This is a genomic window from Nocardia sp. NPDC051929, from assembly GCF_044548645.1.
Lineage (GTDB): Bacteria > Actinomycetota > Actinomycetes > Mycobacteriales > Mycobacteriaceae > Nocardia > Nocardia sichangensis.
Genome location: NZ_JBIUCG010000032.1, coordinates 37,181 through 53,304 on the forward strand (window position 1 = coordinate 37,181; position 16,124 = coordinate 53,304).

Here is a 16,124-nt window from a genome sequence, read left to right on the forward strand (position 1 = left end):
ATGACACAACCGCTCTCGACCCCGACGCTGCGCGTGCACCGGGTCACCCAGGACGACCCCCTGGCCGCGCCCCTGCTCGCCGAACTCGCCCTCGAGTACAGCAGCCGCTACGGTCGCACGCCCGGCGAGGTGCACGCCTCGTTGCGCGAGCACCCGGCCACCGCGTTCGCGCCCCCGCACGGCGCGCTGCTGGTCGTCACCCGCGACGGAGAAGCGGTGGCGGGCGGCGCCTTCCAGCGCTACGACGCGCACACCGCGGAGCTGAAGCGGATCTGGACCTCGCGGGAGCACCGCAGGCAAGGGCTCGGACTGTTCGTACTCGAGCAGCTGGAAGCCGAGATCGCGCGCCGCGGCTACCGGCGGATCTACCTGACCACCGGACCGCGTCAGCCCGAAGCGGTCGGCCTCTATCTCGCCGCCGGTTACCGCGCGCTCTACGACCCGGACCTGCCCGCGGAACAGATCGGGCCGCATCCCTTCGAGAAGCAGCTGCCCGCGCTGGGAGCGATCGCGTGAAGTTCCTGCTGTTCACTTTGGTGACCCGGGTACCCGACCCGCGGACCGGCCGCCTGCCCGGCACCCGGGAACGCCTGCGCGACGTCGTCGGCCAGGCGCGGCTGGCCGAGGAACTGGGCTACGACGGGTTCGCCGTCGGCGAGCGGCACGAGGAGCCGTTCCTGTCCGCCGCGCCGCCGGTCATCCTGTCCCACCTGGCTGCCCTCACCTCGCGGATCACGCTGTTCACCGCGGTGACCACGCTGAGCCTGCTCGACCCGGTGCGCGCTTTCGAGGACTACTCCACGCTGGACAACCTGTCCGGCGGGCGGCTCGAGCTGATCATCGGCAAGGGCAACGGCGCCGCACAGGCGCAGCTGTACCACGTCACGCCCGACGACCAGTGGGCCCGCAATCGCGAAGGCTACGAACTGTTCCGCGCCCTGTGGGCCGGTGACAGCGTGACCTGGTCGGGGCGCTTCCGTCCGCCGCTGCGCGAGGCCAAAGCATTGCCGCGGCCGTGGCAGCCGAAGATCCGGATCTGGCACGGCAGCGCCACCAGCCGCGAATCGGTGGAACTGGCCGCGCGCCACGGTGATCCACTGTTCTCGGCGAACGTCACCAACCCGATCGAGCCGTATGCCGAGCTGGTGCGCCACTACCGGGAGCGCTGGGCGTTCCACGGCCACGACCCCGCCGACGCGCTGGTCGGCGCGGGCACCGCCGGATTCCAGGTGTCGCGCACCTCGCAGGAGGCGCTCGCGGCCTACGCGCCGATCTTCGAAGCGCGGCTGGCGCTGGCGCGCGAACGCGGGCTGCCGGTGGTGTTCGAGACCCTCGACGACTACGTGGCCCGCAGTTCGGCGCTGATCGGCAGCCCGGAGCAGGTGATCGACAAGGTCGGCCGCCAGCACGAGCACCTCGGCCACGAGGTGATCCACCTGTCCGCCGAACGCGACGGCCGCCCCGAGCGGCAGTACCTGGACGGCCTCGAGCTGTTCCAAGCCGAGGTGGCGCCGGAATTGCGCCGCCGCATCCCCAGCCGACCGTTGGCGACCGGTGTCGCCGATACCGACCCCGACCAGGGCGAGGAGCTCCCCCGCCCCGAAGTATCTGGAGTTGCCCCGTGATCCGAACCCGTCACCGAATCGTCGCGCTGGCCGGCGCGCTCGCCGCGGCCACCACCGTGGCCGCCTGCGGCAGTGATTCGGCCGCGCCCGGCGGCGACGCGGGCCCGCCCCAGCCGGGCGGTGTACTGCGCTACGGCCTGTCGCAGGCGCCGACCTGCTCGGATCCCGCCCAGGCGGGCACCAATCAGACGCTGTACGTCGCCCGGCAGATCGTGGATTCGCTGACCGACCAGGACCCGGCCACCGGCGAGCTGAAGCCGTGGCTGGCGCAGAGCTGGGAGACGAGCCCCGACGCGAAGGTCTTCACCTTCCACCTCGTCGACGGCGTCACCTTCAGCGACGGCACGCCGCTCACCGCCGAATCGGTGCGCAACACGTTCGATTCGGTAGTGAAGATCGGCTCGGGCAAGGCGCCGCTGGGCAGCAGCTACCTCACCGGCTACGTCGGGACCACGGCTGTGGACCGGCTCACCGCCCGGGTCGAGTTCAGCAAGCCCAACGCACCATTCCTGCAGGCGTCCTCGACCGCGGCGCTCGGCATCCTGGCCGACGTGACCACGGCCAAGCCTGCCGAGCAGCGTTGCCTCGGCGACAACGTCGGCAGCGGACCGTTCACCTACGCGGCCTACCGCCAGGACGCCGCGGTGACGCTGGCCAAACGGACCGGCTACCACTGGGGTTCGGCGGTGTTCGCCCATCGGGGCGAGGCCTACCTGGACAAGATCGAGTTCACCGTGGTGCCCGAATCCGGCGTCCGCACCGGCAGTCTCGCCTCCGGGCAGCTGGACGCGATCAGCGACGCGCTGCCGCAGGACGCTCCGCAGATCGAAGCGGCGGGTGGCCGGGTGCTCAGCACCGCCAACCCGGGTGTGCCGTTCGGCTTGCAGCTCAACGTCACCAGAGGTCCGTTGCGCGATCCGGCGGTGCGCCGGGCCCTGCTGCCCGCCATCGATCGCAAGCAACTGGTCGACACCGTGCTCGGCCCGCAATTCAAGCCCGCCACCAGCACACTCGCCAGCACCACACCCGGCTACACCGACCTCTCCGCGCGTCTGGCCTACGACCCGGCGAAGACGCGCACGCTCCTGGATCAGGCCGGGTGGCTGCCCGGCGCGGACGGCGTCCGGACGAAAAACGGCGAGCGGTTGTCGTTCTCGGTGCTGTTCAGCCAGGTGTTCGCGGGCAACCAGGCGATCCTCGAACTGGTGCAGCAGCAGTTGCGGCAGGTCGGCGTCGAGCTGAAGCTGGACCTGGTGTCGTCGGCGGAGGCCACGGCGCGCCAGAGCAGCAAGGATTTCGATTCCTTCTACGGCAACACCACTCGCGCCGACGGTGACATCCTGCGCACCACCTTCGGCCTCGAAGGGCGCAATCTCAACGCGCGCGGCCCCGTACCCGCGTTGGACGACGCGCTGAACGGGCAGGTCAGCACCGTCGACGCCGCGACACGCAACGGGCTTATCCGCACCGCGCAGGAACAGGTGCTCGACGCCGGACTGCAGCTGCCGACCGTCGAGCTGTCCCAGGCGATCGGCGCGAGCGCGAACACGCGCGATCTGAAGTTCGAAGCCTCCGCCCGATTGCAGTTCTTCGACACCTGGCTGAGCGGACGGTAGTCATGGCGCGCTATCTGGCCCTGCGGGCACTGCAGGCGATCTGGGTGCTGTGGGCGGCGTTCACGCTGTCGTTCGTTGTGCTGTACCTGCTACCCGCCGACCCGATCTCGATCGCGGCCGACGGCGGCGGCGCAGGCACGCCGGTGGACAAGGCCGCCATCGCCGAGATGCAGGCCCGCTACGGGCTGGATCGGCCGCTGTGGGAACAGTATTCGACCGCGCTCGGGCACGCCGTGCGCGGCGACCTCGGGCATTCCATCGCGACCGGGCAGCCGGTCACCGGCGCGATCGGTGACGCGCTGCCCGCCACGCTCGAATTGACCGGCACCGCATTGCTCTTCGCGGTCGTCGGCGGCGTCGCGCTGGCGTTCGCGGCCACCCAGACCCGGCGGCCCTGGCTGCGCAACGCTTTGGCCGCGCTGCCGTCGCTCGGCGTCTCGGTGCCGACCTTCTGGACCGGACTGCTACTGCTGCAAGTGTTCTCGTTCCAATTGCGGCTGGCTCCGGCATTCGGCGGACACGGTTTCGCCGGCACGGTGCTGCCCGCACTCACCCTGGCCCTGCCGATCGGCGCGGTCATCGCACAAGTGCTCACCGCCGGGTTGGAGACGACCTGGCGTCAGCCGTTCGTCGACGTGGCCCTGGCCAAGGGTGGGTCGCGCTGGTGGGTGCGGCGCACGCACGTGCTGCGCCCGGCCAGTGTGCCCGCGTTCACCATCGCGGGGGTCCTGGTCGGCAACATGCTCGCCGGATCGGTGGTGGTGGAGACCGTCTTCGCCCGCCAAGGCGTCGGGCGGCTGACCCAGACCGCGGTGCTGGCGCAGGACATCCCCGTGGTGCAGGGCATCGTGCTGCTCACCTCAGTGGTGTTCGTCAGCGTGAATCTGGCGGTGGACCTGCTGTATCCGCTGCTCGACCCGCGCATCGCCGCCCGCTCTCGCGGTGTGCGCGGCGAGTCCGAGCAGACCGCCGCCGACACCGCCGAGGAGGCGATCGTCCGTGCCTGACCACGCTCCCGTCATTCGTAACGCCGGGCTCCTGCTCGGCGCACCACTCGCCGAGGGGGTACGGACCCGTGGTTGACGTCACCGAGGAACAGCACGCAGCGGTGCTGACCGGTCTGCGACGACCGGCCGTGCGGTGGAAGACTCTGCGCGGCAATGCCGGACTGCTGGTGGCGGGCGCCGTCGCGCTGCTCGCCGTGGGGTGGGCGCTGGCGCCGTCGGTCTTCGCCGGTGGCGACCCGCTGACCGGCGTGCCCGCGCAGAAGTTGCAGAGCCCGAGCGCTCGACACTGGTTCGGCACCGATAATCTCGGGCGCGATCTGTACACCCGGATGGTGCACGGCGCCGGGCTCTCGCTGACCGCCACCCTGGCCGCGGTGGGCATAGCGCTGGTCGCCGGGGCGCTGCTCGGGCTGTTGTCCGGCGCGGTCGGCGGCGTGGTGGACGCCGTCGTCATGCGGCTGGTCGACGTGCTGCTGTCGGTGCCCTCGCTGCTGCTGTCGCTCGCGCTGGTCACCGCGCTCGGCTTCGGCACCCGCAACGTAGCGCTGGCGGTGGGCATTTCGCTGGTGGCCAATTTCGCCCGCGTGATGCGATCGGAAGTGCTGCGGGTGCGCCAGGCGGTGTACGTGGAGGCCGCCCACGCCGCGGGCGCACGCTGGTACACGGTGCTGGCCAGGCACGTGCTGCCCAATTCCATCCAGCCCGTACTCGCCTTGGCCGCGGTGGAATTCGGCATGGCGGTGCTGGCCGTGTCGGCGCTGAGCTTCCTCGGCTACGGCGCGAAGCCGCCCACGCCCGAGTGGGGCACGCTGATCTCCGAGGGCCGCAACTATCTCGCGACCGCGTGGTGGATGACCACCCTGCCCGGTCTCGTCATCATCGCCGTCGTGCTCGCCGCGCAGCGCCTCGGCCGCGCGATCGGGAAGGGAGAACGCGCGTGAGCGCCCCGGCATCTCCACTGCTGCACGTCGAGGACCTGCGGGTTCGTTACCGCTCGGACACCGGCCCGGTCACCGCGCTCGACGGTGTGTCACTCACCGTGGCCCGCGGCGAGGTGGTGGCGCTGGTCGGCGAGTCCGGTTCCGGCAAGTCCACGCTCGCCCACGCCGTGATCGGCCTGCTCGGCGCGAACGCCGAGATCGCGGGTGGCACCGTGACCTTCGACGGCGCCGTGGTCGACACCGGCTCCGAACGCGCGCTGCGGCGGCTTCGGGGAGCGCGCATCGGCTTCGTCCCGCAGGACCCCGGGCTGTCGCTGAATCCGGTCCGGCGAATCGGCGACCAAGTCGCCGAATCGCTGCTGGTACACGGACTGGCCGACCGCAAAGCGGCACGGGCGCGGGCGATCGAGCTGCTGACCGACGCCGGACTGGACCGGCCCGAACTACGGGCCACCCAGTACCCGCACGAGCTTTCCGGCGGGCAGCGCCAGCGGGTGCTGATCGCCTCGGCGCTGGCCTGCGCACCGGACCTGGTCATCGCCGACGAGCCGACCAGCGCGCTCGACGCGACCGTCGCGCGCCGGGTACTGGATCGGCTCGCCGAGCAGATCGCGGCGCGCGGCACGGCGGTGCTGCTGATCACCCACGATCTGGCCGTCGCCGCCGAACGCGCGGACCGCCTGGTCGTGCTCAACGGCGGCGAGGTGGTGGAAAGCGGCGCCACCGCCGAACTGCTGGCCACGCCGCACCACCCGTACACCAAGCGCCTGCTCGCCGCCTCACCCAGCCTCGCGCCCGCCGACGGCTACCGCGAGCCCAAGCCCAGGACGGGCGAGCCGCTACTGGTCTTGCGCGAGGTGCACAAGACCTTCCGGGCGCACGGGGGCGACAGCGTGACGGCGGTGGCCGGGGTCGGTTTCGAACTCGGTCGCGGCGAGACCCTCTCGCTGGTCGGCGAATCCGGATCGGGCAAGTCCACCACCGCGCGGATCGCGCTGCGGCTCATCGAACCCGACCGCGGCGAGGTCACGTTCGACGGGCAGTCGCTGTCGCGGGCCCGCGGGTCGCGGCTGCGCGCACTGCGCAAACGCTTCCAGGTGGTGTACCAGAACCCCTACGCCTCACTGGATCCGCGTTGGCGGGTCGGTGCGATCGTCGAGGAACCGTTGCGCGCGTTCGGCATCGGGAACCGCGCGCAGCGCCGCGACCGCGTGGCGGAACTGCTCGCGCAGGTCGCGCTCCCGCCCGGTTTCGCCCAGCGCAGGCCCGCCGAGTTGTCCGGGGGACAGCGTCAGCGCGTCGCCATCGCCCGGGCGCTGGCGCTGCATCCGGAACTGCTGGTGCTCGACGAACCGGTCTCCGCGCTGGACGCCTCGGTGCAGGCGCAGATTCTCGAATTGCTCGACCGGCTGCAGGCCGAGTTGTCGCTGAGCTACCTGTTCATCTCGCACGATCTGGCTGTGGTGCGCCGCATCAGCGATCACGTCGCGGTGCTGCGGCACGGCCGCATCGTCGAATCCGGCCGCACCGCCGAGATCTTCGGCGATCCGCGCCACGAGTACACCCGTGAACTGTTGTCGGCCATACCGGCGCCCGCCCTGGCGAAAGGCGCGTCCTGATGCCGAATCCGACCTACCGCCACAGCCGCGTGCTGAACCGGCGGCGCTGGGCTCCGTGCCGCAGCCGCCCGGAACCCGCCGTCTCGTCCTCCGCGATTACCCCTCCCCGCTCACCGGAGCCCACCACCGGCCACAAGCCGAGCACATGGTGGCACCGACCGAAAAGGATCGCCCTGATGGTGTACTCCGCCTTCAACCGGAAGCCCGACGCCGACGCCGAACCGGCCGCCGCGCCGGACGTTCCAGCCGACCCCGCCGCCTTCGGAGCCGACCCGGCCCGCTGGTGGCGCACCCGCCTGCGCGCCCCGCGCGCCGCCGAGATCTCCGGTAACGCGCGGGTCCACGCGGTCGCACCGGTCCGCGCCGAGCGGGACCGCCGCGTCGTCCGCTCCTCGCCCGGCATACGCGCCGCGCTGTGGCAGCAGGCGTTGTTCTCGGCCCCCGATGTCGCAGGAGCGGGCACGCACCCGGCGCTGCGGCAGCAGATCGACGCGGAGGGCACGGCCTGATGACGGATTCCGGCCTCTTCCTCGCCGTCGAGGCGGCGGGGACCGGCGCGCACCCCGCGTCCTGGCGGCGTGCCGACTCACGCGCCGAAGACCTGTTCACCGGGCGGTACTGGGTCGATCTGATCGTCGCGGCCGAGCGGGCGGGCGTCGACGCGGTGTTCCTGCCCGACTCGTTCGGCTTGCAGCCCGGCGGCTCCGGCGCCACCCGGGGCAGGCTCGACGCGGTCGCGATCGCCGCCCGCGTCGCCGCCGCCACTCACCGCGTCGGCCTGATCCCGCAGGCGCCGGTCACCCACACCGAGCCGTTCCATCTGGCGAAGGCGTTCCAGAGCCTGGATTTCGCCACGCTCGGCCGGGCGGGCTGGGAGGTCACCGTTTCCGAAGGAGACGAGCAGGCGCGGGCGTTCGGACGCAAACCGGCACAGGAGGCGGCCGCGCTGTGGCACGAGGCCGACGAGGCGATCGATGTCGTCACCCGGCTGTGGGACAGCTGGGAGGACGACGCGGAGATCCGCGACGCCGCGACCGGCCGCTTCGTCGACCGGGACAAACTGCACTACATCGACTTCACCGGCGACAACTTCGCGGTGAAGGGGCCATCGATCACTCCGCGCTCGCCCCAAGGTCAGCCGATCGTCGCGGTGCGCGCAGACGGCGCGGCCGACACCGAGGTCGCGCTGCGCCGCGCCGACCTGATCCGGATCGACGCGGCGGATCTCGACGCGGCACGGACGCGGCGCACCGAAGTGCGTGCTGCGCTGACGGCCGCGGGACGCGACCCCGACAGCGTGCAGGTGCTGCTGGATCTGGACATCCATCTGGCGGACTCCCCGGACACGGCACGCGTGGATGTCCACACTCTGGACAGCTGGGCCGACCCGGTCCGCACCCCCGCGCCGACCGCCCTGCGCCACGTCGGGACCACCGCGACGCTGCGTGAACTGCTCGCGGACGTGGCCGCCGCCGAGGCCGCCGACGGCGTGGTCCTGCGCCCCCTCGCGCTTCCCGCCGCCGTGCGCCAGCTGCCCGCACTGGACCGGAAACCGCTGCCCGCGGGCACTTTACGCGCTCGCCTCGGCCTGCCCCGCCCGGCGAGCCGCTACGCCACCAGCACGGAAGGCACGCTGTCGTGACCGACAAGCCCCGCAAGCCCGTCCACCTCGCCGCCCACTTCCCCGGCGTGAACAACACCACCGTCTGGAGCGATCCCGAGTCGGGCAGCCAGATCGATTTCGCGTCGTTCGAGCATCTGGCGCGGACCGCCGAGCGCGGCCTGTTCGACTTCTTCTTCCTCGCCGAAGGACTGCGTCTGCGCGAACACCTCGGCCGCATCCACGATCTGGACGTCGTGGGCAGGCCGGACACCTTCACCGTGCTCAACGCGCTGGCCGGGGTGACCGAGAAGCTCGGCCTTGCCGGCACCATCAACAGCACCTACAACGAACCGTTCGAGCTGGCCAAGCAATTCGCCTCGCTCGACCACCTCTCCGGCGGGCGCGCGGCCTGGAACGTCGTGACCTCCTCCGACGCGTTCACCGGTGCGAACTTCCGGCGCGGCGGCTATCTCGAGCACGGGCAGCGCTACCGCCGCGCGGCCGAGACCGTCGAGGTGACCCGGGCGTTGTGGGACAGTTGGGCCGCGGACTACCTGGTCGTCGATCGGGAGGCCGGGGTGTTCGCCCGCGACATCCCGGAAACCCGGCATCGCGGAACGCAATTCGACATCGCCGCCCGATTCGTGCTCCCGCCGAGCCCGCAAGGCCACCCGGTGCTGCTGCAGGCGGGCGACTCCGACGACGGCCGGGAATTCGGCGCGGCCACGGCCGACGCGATCTTCACCGGCCACGGCACCCTGGCGGACGGGCAGCGCTTCTACGCCGACCTCAAGGGCCGCCTGGCCAAATACGGGCGCACCCCCGACGAGCTGAAGATCCTCCCGGCCGCCACCTTCGTCCTCGGAGACACCGAGGCCGAAGCCGAGGAGCGCGCCCGGCACATCCGCCTGCAGCAGGTCGGTCCGCAGACCGCGATCGCCTTCCTCGAGCAGGTCTGGGGCCGCGACCTCTCCGGCTACGACCCGGACGGCCCGCTGCCGGAGGTCGAGCCCGCCGACGACGTCACCGTCACCCGCGGCCGCGTACGGCACGCCAAGGACCCCCGGGCGGTCGCCGAGGCTTGGCGGGCCAAGGCGGAAGCGGGCGGGCTCAGCATCCGGGAGCTGATCATCGAGGTCACCGCGCGCCAGCAGTTCATCGGCACGCCCGCGTCGGTCGCCGAGCAGATCGACACCTATGTGCAATCCGACGCCGCCGACGGATTCATCCTGGTCCCGCACCTCACCCCGCACGGGCTCGACGAGTTCGTCGACCGGGTCGTCCCGGAACTCCAGGAGCGCGGCAGCTTCCGCACCGAGTACGCCGGAACCACCTTGCGCGACCACCTCGGCCTGCGCCATCCCCACCGTCGCACCACCGCCCACGAAGGAGCCATAGCGTCATGACCACCAGCATCACCAGCGTTTTCGAGACCGAGTGGGCGCGCTGGCACCACGCGCGCGAGGACCAGTTGCGCGACCCGCTCGGCTTTCTCAGCCTGACCGGGCTGCACTGGCTCACCGACCGCCCCGAGCGGCTGCCGGATGTCCCCGGCACCTGGTGGGTCACCGACGAGAAGGTGTTCATCACCGCCCAGCCCGCCGACCGGCTGGAGTACGACGGGCTCGGCATCGCAGGCGTGCAGATCGTCACCCCCGCCGAAGGCGCGCCCGGACTGCACGTCCGGCAGGAGCGCCGGGTGCTCGAGGTGATCCGCCGCACAGGTCGCTACGCCGTCCGGGTGCACGACCCGGCCTCCCCCGCCCTGCTCACCTTCGACGGCATCCCGTCGTATCGACCCGATCCACGCTGGGTGCTCTCCGGGCGGTTCACCCCGTTCGAGGAACAGCGGACCGTGGTCACCGGCTCGGTGATCGAGGGACTCGAACACCACCACAGCGCCGCGGGCACCATCGAATTCCGCATCGGCGAGGTGACCGAACGGGTCGTCGCGTTCGGCGACCGGAACGACCTGCGCGTGCTGTTCACCGACGCGACCAGCGGTGTGACGACCTACCCGGCCGCACGGTCACTGACCGTGGGCGCACCGGAGGCGGACGGCACGGTGGTGCTGGACTTCAACCGCGCGGCGAATCTGCCGTGCGCGTTCACCGATTTCGCGACCTGCCCGGTGGCGCCCGCGCAGAACCGGCTGCGCGTGGCCATCGAAGCGGGCGAGCAGGATCCGCGGCAGGGGCGTGCGGCATGAGCGGGTCCGTTCCCCTATCGATCCTGGACCTGTCCCCGATCAGCGCGGGCTCCACCGCGCAGCAGGCGCTGCGCAACACCGTCGATCTGGCCCAGCACGCCGAACAGTGGGGCTACCACCGGTACTGGCTGGCCGAGCACCACTTCGTCAGGGTGGCCAGTTCCTCCTCGATCACCCTGATCGGCTTGGTCGCCGCGGCCACCAAGCGCATCCGCGTGGGTTCGGCGGCCGTGCAGGTAGGTCATCACACCTCGGCCTCGATCGTGGAGGCGTTCGGCACGATCGACGCGCTGTACCCGGGCCGGCTCGACCTGGGGCTGGGCCGGTCGGGTCATCGGCGCAGCCAGTTCGGGGCCGAAGCCGGGCGCAACAAGGGCGGTAAACCGGTGGTCGACGCGGTGACCGGGCGCACCGAGATCCGCGACGGCGTGGTCGTTCCGCCGCCGTTCGACCCGGGCCGCATCCTGGACCGGTCGAAATTCATCGCCTCGGTGGGCGCGTTGCAGCAGCGCGGCGCGGAGCCGCTGGATTTCGCCGAGCAGATCGGCGAGGTGCACGCCCTGTTGGCCGGTAGTTTCGTCAGCCCGGAAGGCGTTGCGCTGCACGCTGTTCCCGGTGAGAACGCACAGGTACGGCTGTGGCTGTTCGGCAGTACCGGCGGCGAGAGCGCGGAGCTGGCCGGGCGGCTGGGGCTGCCGTTCGCCGCGGCATATCACGTCTCGCCGGGCACCGCGCTGGACGCGATCGAGGCGTATCGCGCGGCGTTCCGCCCGTCCGCCGACTCGGCCGAGCCGTACGTGGTGATCTCCGCGGACGTGGTCGTGGCCGAGGACGACGCGACCGCACAGCGGCTGGCCGCCAGTTACGGTCACTGGGTGCACAGCATCCGCAGCGGGGCGGGAGCGGCCGACTATCCCGATCCGGCGACCATCGCGCCGCTCACCGCGGAGCAGCGGCGTCTGGTCGACGACCGCCTTGCCACCCAGTTCGTGGGATCACCCGGCACGGTCGCGGAACGGCTCGCCGCGCTGCAACGCGTCAGCGGGGCGGACGAGTTGCTCGTCACCACGATCACTCATCAGCACGCCGATCGCCTGGAATCGTATCGGCTGCTCGCCGAGGCATGGGGACTGCGCGCGGCTCGCGCCGCCTGACCAGGGCCCTGCCGGTGCGTCCTCGTGCGCACCGGCAGACTCCGGGATCATCTCGCCCGGGTTCCGTCGATCGGCGTCCGGCTGGCCGCACCGGCACCGGCACCGCGCGCTACCGCTGAACGCCAACTCTGCTCGACGCGTGTTCCGGACACTCACCAGACCGGTGATCGCCGACTCGGCTCGGCCGCACCGGCACCGGAGCACCGCCCGCTACCGCTCAACGCCGATTCGGCCCGACGCGTGTTCCGGACACTCGCCCGACCGGTGATCGCCCACTCGGCTCGACGCGCACGTTCCGGACGACCGCCCGACCGGTGATCGGCCGTTCGACTCGACACGCATTCCGGACGACCACCCGTACGCGCACCGCTGAACACCGCCGGCTCGACGCGCCGTGATCAGAGGACCCCGTGCGCGGTCAGGCGCTGACCGGAGTAGCCGTGACGCCGTAACCGAGATTGGTCAGTACCTCACTGGTCGCCTTGGCGAAATTGAGCGTGATGAAATGCAGGCAGGGCGCGCCCTCGTCGATCAGCCGCTGGGCGATCTCGGTGGCGATCTCGATGCCCGCCGCGCGCACCGCCGCGGCGTTCTCCTCACCGTCGTCGCCCGCCGCCTTGCGCAGCCGGTCCAGCACGGCGGCGGGCAGCGGCCTGCCACACAGCTCCTCGGCGCGCTGCACCGTGCGCAGCGACGTGATGGGCATCAGCTCCGGAATGATCGGCTTCGCGCCCTCGATCGGGTCGAGCGCGACGAGGCGATCGCGCAGACGCAGATAGTGCTCGACGTCGAAGAACATCTGGGTGATCGAATACTCCGCTCCCGCACGCAGTTTCGCGGCCAGGAACGCGGTGTCGGTCGCCAGGTCCGGCGAGCGGTGGTGGCCCTGCGGGAAGGAGGCCACGCCGACGTGGAAATCGCCGAGGTCGCGCACGATGCGCACCAGCTCCTCGGCGTAGGAGACGCCGTCGGGATGCTTGTGCCACTCGCCGAGGGGGTCACCGGGGGGGTCGCCGCGCAGCACCAGGATGTTGCGGATGCCCGAGTCGGCGTACGCGCCGACCAGCGAGCGCAGCTCCGCGACGCTGTGCTCCACCGCGGTCAGGTGCGCGACCGGCAGCAGCGTCGTCTCCTGCGCCAGCTGCCCGGTCACGCGGACAGTGCGGTCGCGAGTGGAACCGCCCGCGCCGTAGGTCATCGATACGAACGCGGGGTGCATGCACTCGAACTGCCGGACGGCGCGCCACAGCCGCGCTTCGGCGGCGGCGTCGCGCGGCGGATTGAACTCCACGGAGAACGGCACCGCGTGCCCCGCGTGCGCCCGCAGACTCTCCACGACCGACGGTGTGGCGGAGACGTTCGGGTGCGTCCGGGACGCCCGGCCAGGGGTCGAGCCGCCCCGCACGTTGTCGAAAGTCACCGGTTCAGTGTAGAGGTGGCCGGTGGCGGCCCTGTCGGGTCGCTCGGACCCTCCGCGTATTCTTCGCATCGGGCGAGTTGTTCGCCACGCCGAGCGACACGCGCGACCGCCCCTCGCTCGGCCCCGAATCATCCGCAGCGCCCGGGCACCCTCCGCGACCCCGTGCGTCCACCATCCGCACGACCTTGGAGGCTCCTCTGTCCGCCGCAACCGGTACTCAGACGCCGCGCCCAGCGGTGCCGCAGCCGGGCACCCCCGCCTTCGTCACCGCCGTGGAAGACGCCCTGACCCATTTCTTCGCCACCCGCCGCTCGACGACCGAGCGCCTCGGGCCGGTCTTCGTCGAGGCCACCGACGCACTCGAGCAGTTCGTGCTCCGCGGCGGGAAACGCACCCGGCCGGCGTTCGCGTGGACCGGCTGGCTCGGAGCGGGCGGCGATCCGCACGCCCCCGACGCCGCCGCGGTGCTCACCGCGTGCTCCGCGCTCGAGCTCGTCCAGGCGTGCGCGCTGGTCCACGACGACATCATCGACTCCTCCCGCACCCGCCGCCGATTCCCCACCGTGCACGTCGACTTCGAGCAGCGCCACCGCGACCGCGGATGGTCCGGCGACTCGGCGCACTTCGGCGCCAGCGTGGCCATCCTGATCGGAGATCTGGCGCTGTCCTGGGCCGATGACATGGTGCACGCGTCCGGCCTCGCCCCCGCGGCCATCGCCCGGTTTGCGCCGGTGTGGGCCGACATGCGCACCGAGGTGCTCGGCGGCCAGCTGCTCGACATCAGCGGCGAGGCGGGCGGCGACGAATCGGTCGAGGCCGCGCTGCGGATCAACCGCTACAAGACCGCCGCCTACACCGTCGAACGCCCGCTGCATCTCGGCGCCGCGATCGCCGCCGCTGGTCAGGAGCTGATCGAGGCCTACCGCGAGTTCGGCACCGCGATCGGGATCGCCTTCCAGCTGCGCGACGACCTGCTCGGCGTGTTCGGCGATCCGGCGGTCACCGGCAAGCCCTCCGGCGACGACCTGCGCGAGGGCAAGCGCACCGTGCTGCTGGCCGAAGCGCTGCGACGCGCCGACGACGCCGATCCCGCCGCGGCCGCGCTGCTGCGCTCGAGCATCGGCACCGACCTGAGCGCGGAGCAGGTGCAGCGGCTGCGCGCTCTGCTGGTCGAACTCGGCGCGGTCGACGAAGTGGAGCGCCGCATCACCGAACTCACCGACACCGGCCTGGCGGCCATCGAGGCCAGCTCGGCGACGCCCGCGGCCAAGGAACGGCTGCGCGCCATGGCGCTGGCCGCCACCAAGCGTGCCGCGTGAGCGCCACGGCGAGGAGACTCCGATGAGAACCGTTGCGGGACCGACCGATCGCGTCGTGGTGGTCGGTGCGGGACTGGCCGGGCTTTCGGCCGCCCTGTATCTGACCGGTGCGGGTCGCACGGTGACGCTGCTCGAGCGGGCCGACCACCCCGGTGGCCGGGTCGGACGCTACCGGGGCGCCGACTACGACATCGATTCCGGCGCCACCGTCCTCACGCTGCCCGAACTGATCACCGATGCGCTCGCCGCCGTCGGCCGCGCCCCGGAGACCTGCGTGCCCCCGCTGCGCATCCACCGGCTGGCTCCTGGCTATCACGCCCGGTTCGCCGACGGCGCCGAGATCAGGGTCTTCGCCGATCCGGACGCGATGGCCGCGGAAGTCGAGCGGGCCTGCGGCCCGGCCGAGGCACGGGGATACCGGCGGCTGCGCGCCTGGCTGGCGCGGATCTACGCGGCCGAGTTCACCGAGTTCATGGACACCAACTTCGACTCGCCGCTGGATATGGTGCGCGTCCCCGAGAAGCGCCGCGCCCTGGCCGAATTGGTGCGACTCGGCGGCTTCGGCAGGCTCGGTCCCCGGGTGCGCGGGTTCCTGCGGGACCCGCGCCTGGCGCGACTGTTCACCTTCCAGGCGCTCTACGCGGGCATGCCGCCCGCGCGGGCGCTCGCCGTGTACGGCGCGATCCCGCACATGGACACCTCGCTCGGCGTGTATTTCCCCGAGGGCGGGATGCGGGCGATCGCCGCTGCGCTGGCGCAGGCGTTCACCGAGGCGGGCGGCACGCTGGAACTGAACGCCGAAGTGGTCGGGATCGACTACGCGGACCGCCGCGCCCGGCGCGCTCGCACCGCCGACGGGCGTTCGTTCGACTGTGACGCGCTGGTGCTCACCGCAGATCTCGGCTCGCTCGACCGGCTCGGCGTGCGGCCCCGGCGCGGGCTGCGCGCTTCGCCGTCGGCGGTCGTCGCGCACGGCACCGTCCCCGCCGCCGTCGCGGCGGACTGGCCGGTGCAGGCCCACCACACCATCGAGTTCGGGCAGGCCTGGGATCGGACATTCGCCGAGATCACGGCCCGTCGGGGCCACGGCAGGCTGATGAGCGACCCCTCGCTGCTGCTGACCCGGCCCGCGCTGACCGATCCGAGCCTGTTCATCGAACGCGCCGACGGACGTCACGAGCCGTTCTCCCTGCTGGCGCCGTGCCCGAATCTTTCGGCGGCGCCGCTGGACTGGCCGCGTCTCGGCCCCGCCTATCTCCGCGAGCTGCTCGCCGTGCTGGAAGCGCGCGGTTATCGGGGCATCGCCGAGCATTTCGCCGTCGACCGGCTCGACACACCGCGGACGTGGCTCGACCGCGGCATGCTCGCGGGCACACCGTTCTCCGCCGCTCACCTCTTCCGCCAGACCGGTCCCTTCAGGCCGAGCAATTTCCCGCGTTCCAGCGACAATGTGGTTATCGCTGGTTGCGGCACCACTCCTGGTGTGGGCGTGCCGACCGCCTTGCTCTCCGGAAAACTGGCGGCAAACCGTATTGCCCGCGCGATCGCGCCCACTTCGCCTGGAACCCCGCGCACCAGCCGGATAGTGTTCGAGGCGACGCCGTAAACTAA

Annotated in this window: 14 protein-coding genes; 13 read left to right on the forward strand and 1 reads right to left on the reverse strand. The window is 71.7% G+C overall.

Annotated elements, in window-relative coordinates; all coding sequences use genetic code 11:
• The 11 genes from ACIHAX_RS34265 (at nt 1) to ACIHAX_RS34315 (ending at nt 11,774) form a co-directional block, all read left to right on the forward strand.
• The gene (locus tag ACIHAX_RS34265; protein WP_397281758.1) at nt 1-516 is read left to right on the forward strand and encodes a GNAT family N-acetyltransferase; all 516 of its coding nucleotides are present in this window, start codon (nt 1-3) and stop codon (nt 514-516) included.
• Entirely contained in the window at nt 513-1,625 is a 1,113-nt protein-coding gene (locus ACIHAX_RS34270) for an LLM class flavin-dependent oxidoreductase (RefSeq protein WP_364437168.1), read from the forward strand. Before ACIHAX_RS34265 ends, ACIHAX_RS34270 begins: the two co-directional genes overlap by 4 nt.
• Nucleotides 1,622-3,241, forward strand: a complete 1,620-nt coding sequence (locus ACIHAX_RS34275; RefSeq protein ID WP_355079613.1) for an ABC transporter substrate-binding protein — start codon at nt 1,622-1,624, stop codon at nt 3,239-3,241. Before ACIHAX_RS34270 ends, ACIHAX_RS34275 begins: the two co-directional genes overlap by 4 nt.
• A 2-nt stretch (nt 3,242-3,243) precedes the next feature.
• A complete protein-coding gene (locus ACIHAX_RS34280; RefSeq protein WP_355079611.1) occupies nt 3,244-4,248 on the forward strand; it encodes an ABC transporter permease in 1,005 nt (334 codons plus the stop codon).
• Between the two features lie 143 nt (nt 4,249-4,391).
• On the forward strand, nt 4,392-5,189 hold the full coding sequence (locus ACIHAX_RS34285) for an ABC transporter permease (protein WP_397281800.1): 798 nt from the start codon (nt 4,392-4,394) through the stop codon (nt 5,187-5,189).
• On the forward strand, nt 5,186-6,808 hold the full coding sequence (locus ACIHAX_RS34290; protein WP_397281761.1) for a dipeptide ABC transporter ATP-binding protein: 1,623 nt from the start codon (nt 5,186-5,188) through the stop codon (nt 6,806-6,808). The genes ACIHAX_RS34285 and ACIHAX_RS34290 overlap by 4 nt, the downstream gene beginning before the upstream one ends.
• Nucleotides 6,809-6,984: 176 nt before the next feature.
• Entirely contained in the window at nt 6,985-7,317 is a 333-nt protein-coding gene (locus ACIHAX_RS34295; protein WP_397281763.1) for a hypothetical protein, read from the forward strand.
• Nucleotides 7,317-8,450, forward strand: a complete 1,134-nt coding sequence (locus ACIHAX_RS34300; protein WP_397281765.1) for an LLM class flavin-dependent oxidoreductase — start codon at nt 7,317-7,319, stop codon at nt 8,448-8,450. The genes ACIHAX_RS34295 and ACIHAX_RS34300 overlap by 1 nt, the downstream gene beginning before the upstream one ends.
• Nucleotides 8,447-9,817, forward strand: a complete 1,371-nt coding sequence (locus ACIHAX_RS34305; protein ID WP_364437181.1) for an NtaA/DmoA family FMN-dependent monooxygenase — start codon at nt 8,447-8,449, stop codon at nt 9,815-9,817. The genes ACIHAX_RS34300 and ACIHAX_RS34305 overlap by 4 nt, the downstream gene beginning before the upstream one ends.
• Nucleotides 9,814-10,620, forward strand: a complete 807-nt coding sequence (locus ACIHAX_RS34310) for a DUF1684 domain-containing protein (RefSeq protein WP_397281767.1) — start codon at nt 9,814-9,816, stop codon at nt 10,618-10,620. Before ACIHAX_RS34305 ends, ACIHAX_RS34310 begins: the two co-directional genes overlap by 4 nt.
• Nucleotides 10,617-11,774, forward strand: a complete 1,158-nt coding sequence (locus ACIHAX_RS34315) for an LLM class flavin-dependent oxidoreductase (RefSeq protein ID WP_397281769.1) — start codon at nt 10,617-10,619, stop codon at nt 11,772-11,774. The genes ACIHAX_RS34310 and ACIHAX_RS34315 overlap by 4 nt, the downstream gene beginning before the upstream one ends.
• Before the next feature lie 418 nt (nt 11,775-12,192).
• Here ACIHAX_RS34315 and ACIHAX_RS34320 read toward each other — a convergent pair whose 3' ends face one another.
• Entirely contained in the window at nt 12,193-13,194 is a 1,002-nt protein-coding gene (locus ACIHAX_RS34320) for a methylenetetrahydrofolate reductase (protein WP_355079598.1), read from the reverse strand.
• A gap of 185 nt (nt 13,195-13,379) precedes the next feature.
• On the opposite strand from ACIHAX_RS34320, the gene ACIHAX_RS34325 reads away from it, so the two are divergent.
• Nucleotides 13,380-14,513, forward strand: coding sequence for a polyprenyl synthetase family protein (locus ACIHAX_RS34325; protein WP_397281772.1), 1,134 nt, complete (start codon nt 13,380-13,382; stop codon nt 14,511-14,513).
• A 22-nt stretch (nt 14,514-14,535) separates the two neighbouring features.
• On the forward strand, nt 14,536-16,119 hold the full coding sequence (gene crtI / locus ACIHAX_RS34330) for a phytoene desaturase family protein (RefSeq protein WP_364437191.1): 1,584 nt from the start codon (nt 14,536-14,538) through the stop codon (nt 16,117-16,119).
• Nucleotides 16,120-16,124: the final 5 nt, after the last annotated feature.

Excerpts from the sequence above, each read along its gene's own strand:
- crtI (WP_364437191.1), top strand. The coding sequence starts at position 14,536 with ATGAGAACCGTTGCGGGACCGACCGATCGCGTCGTGGTGGTCGGTGCG.
- ACIHAX_RS34300 (WP_397281765.1), top strand. The coding sequence starts at position 7,317 with ATGACGGATTCCGGCCTCTTCCTCGCCGTCGAGGCGGCGGGGACCGGC.
- ACIHAX_RS34280 (WP_355079611.1), top strand. The coding sequence starts at position 3,244 with ATGGCGCGCTATCTGGCCCTGCGGGCACTGCAGGCGATCTGGGTGCTG.
- ACIHAX_RS34315 (WP_397281769.1), top strand. The coding sequence starts at position 10,617 with ATGAGCGGGTCCGTTCCCCTATCGATCCTGGACCTGTCCCCGATCAGC.
- ACIHAX_RS34265 (WP_397281758.1), top strand. The coding sequence starts at position 1 with ATGACACAACCGCTCTCGACCCCGACGCTGCGCGTGCACCGGGTCACC.
- ACIHAX_RS34310 (WP_397281767.1), top strand. The coding sequence starts at position 9,814 with ATGACCACCAGCATCACCAGCGTTTTCGAGACCGAGTGGGCGCGCTGG.
- ACIHAX_RS34295 (WP_397281763.1), top strand. The coding sequence starts at position 6,985 with ATGGTGTACTCCGCCTTCAACCGGAAGCCCGACGCCGACGCCGAACCG.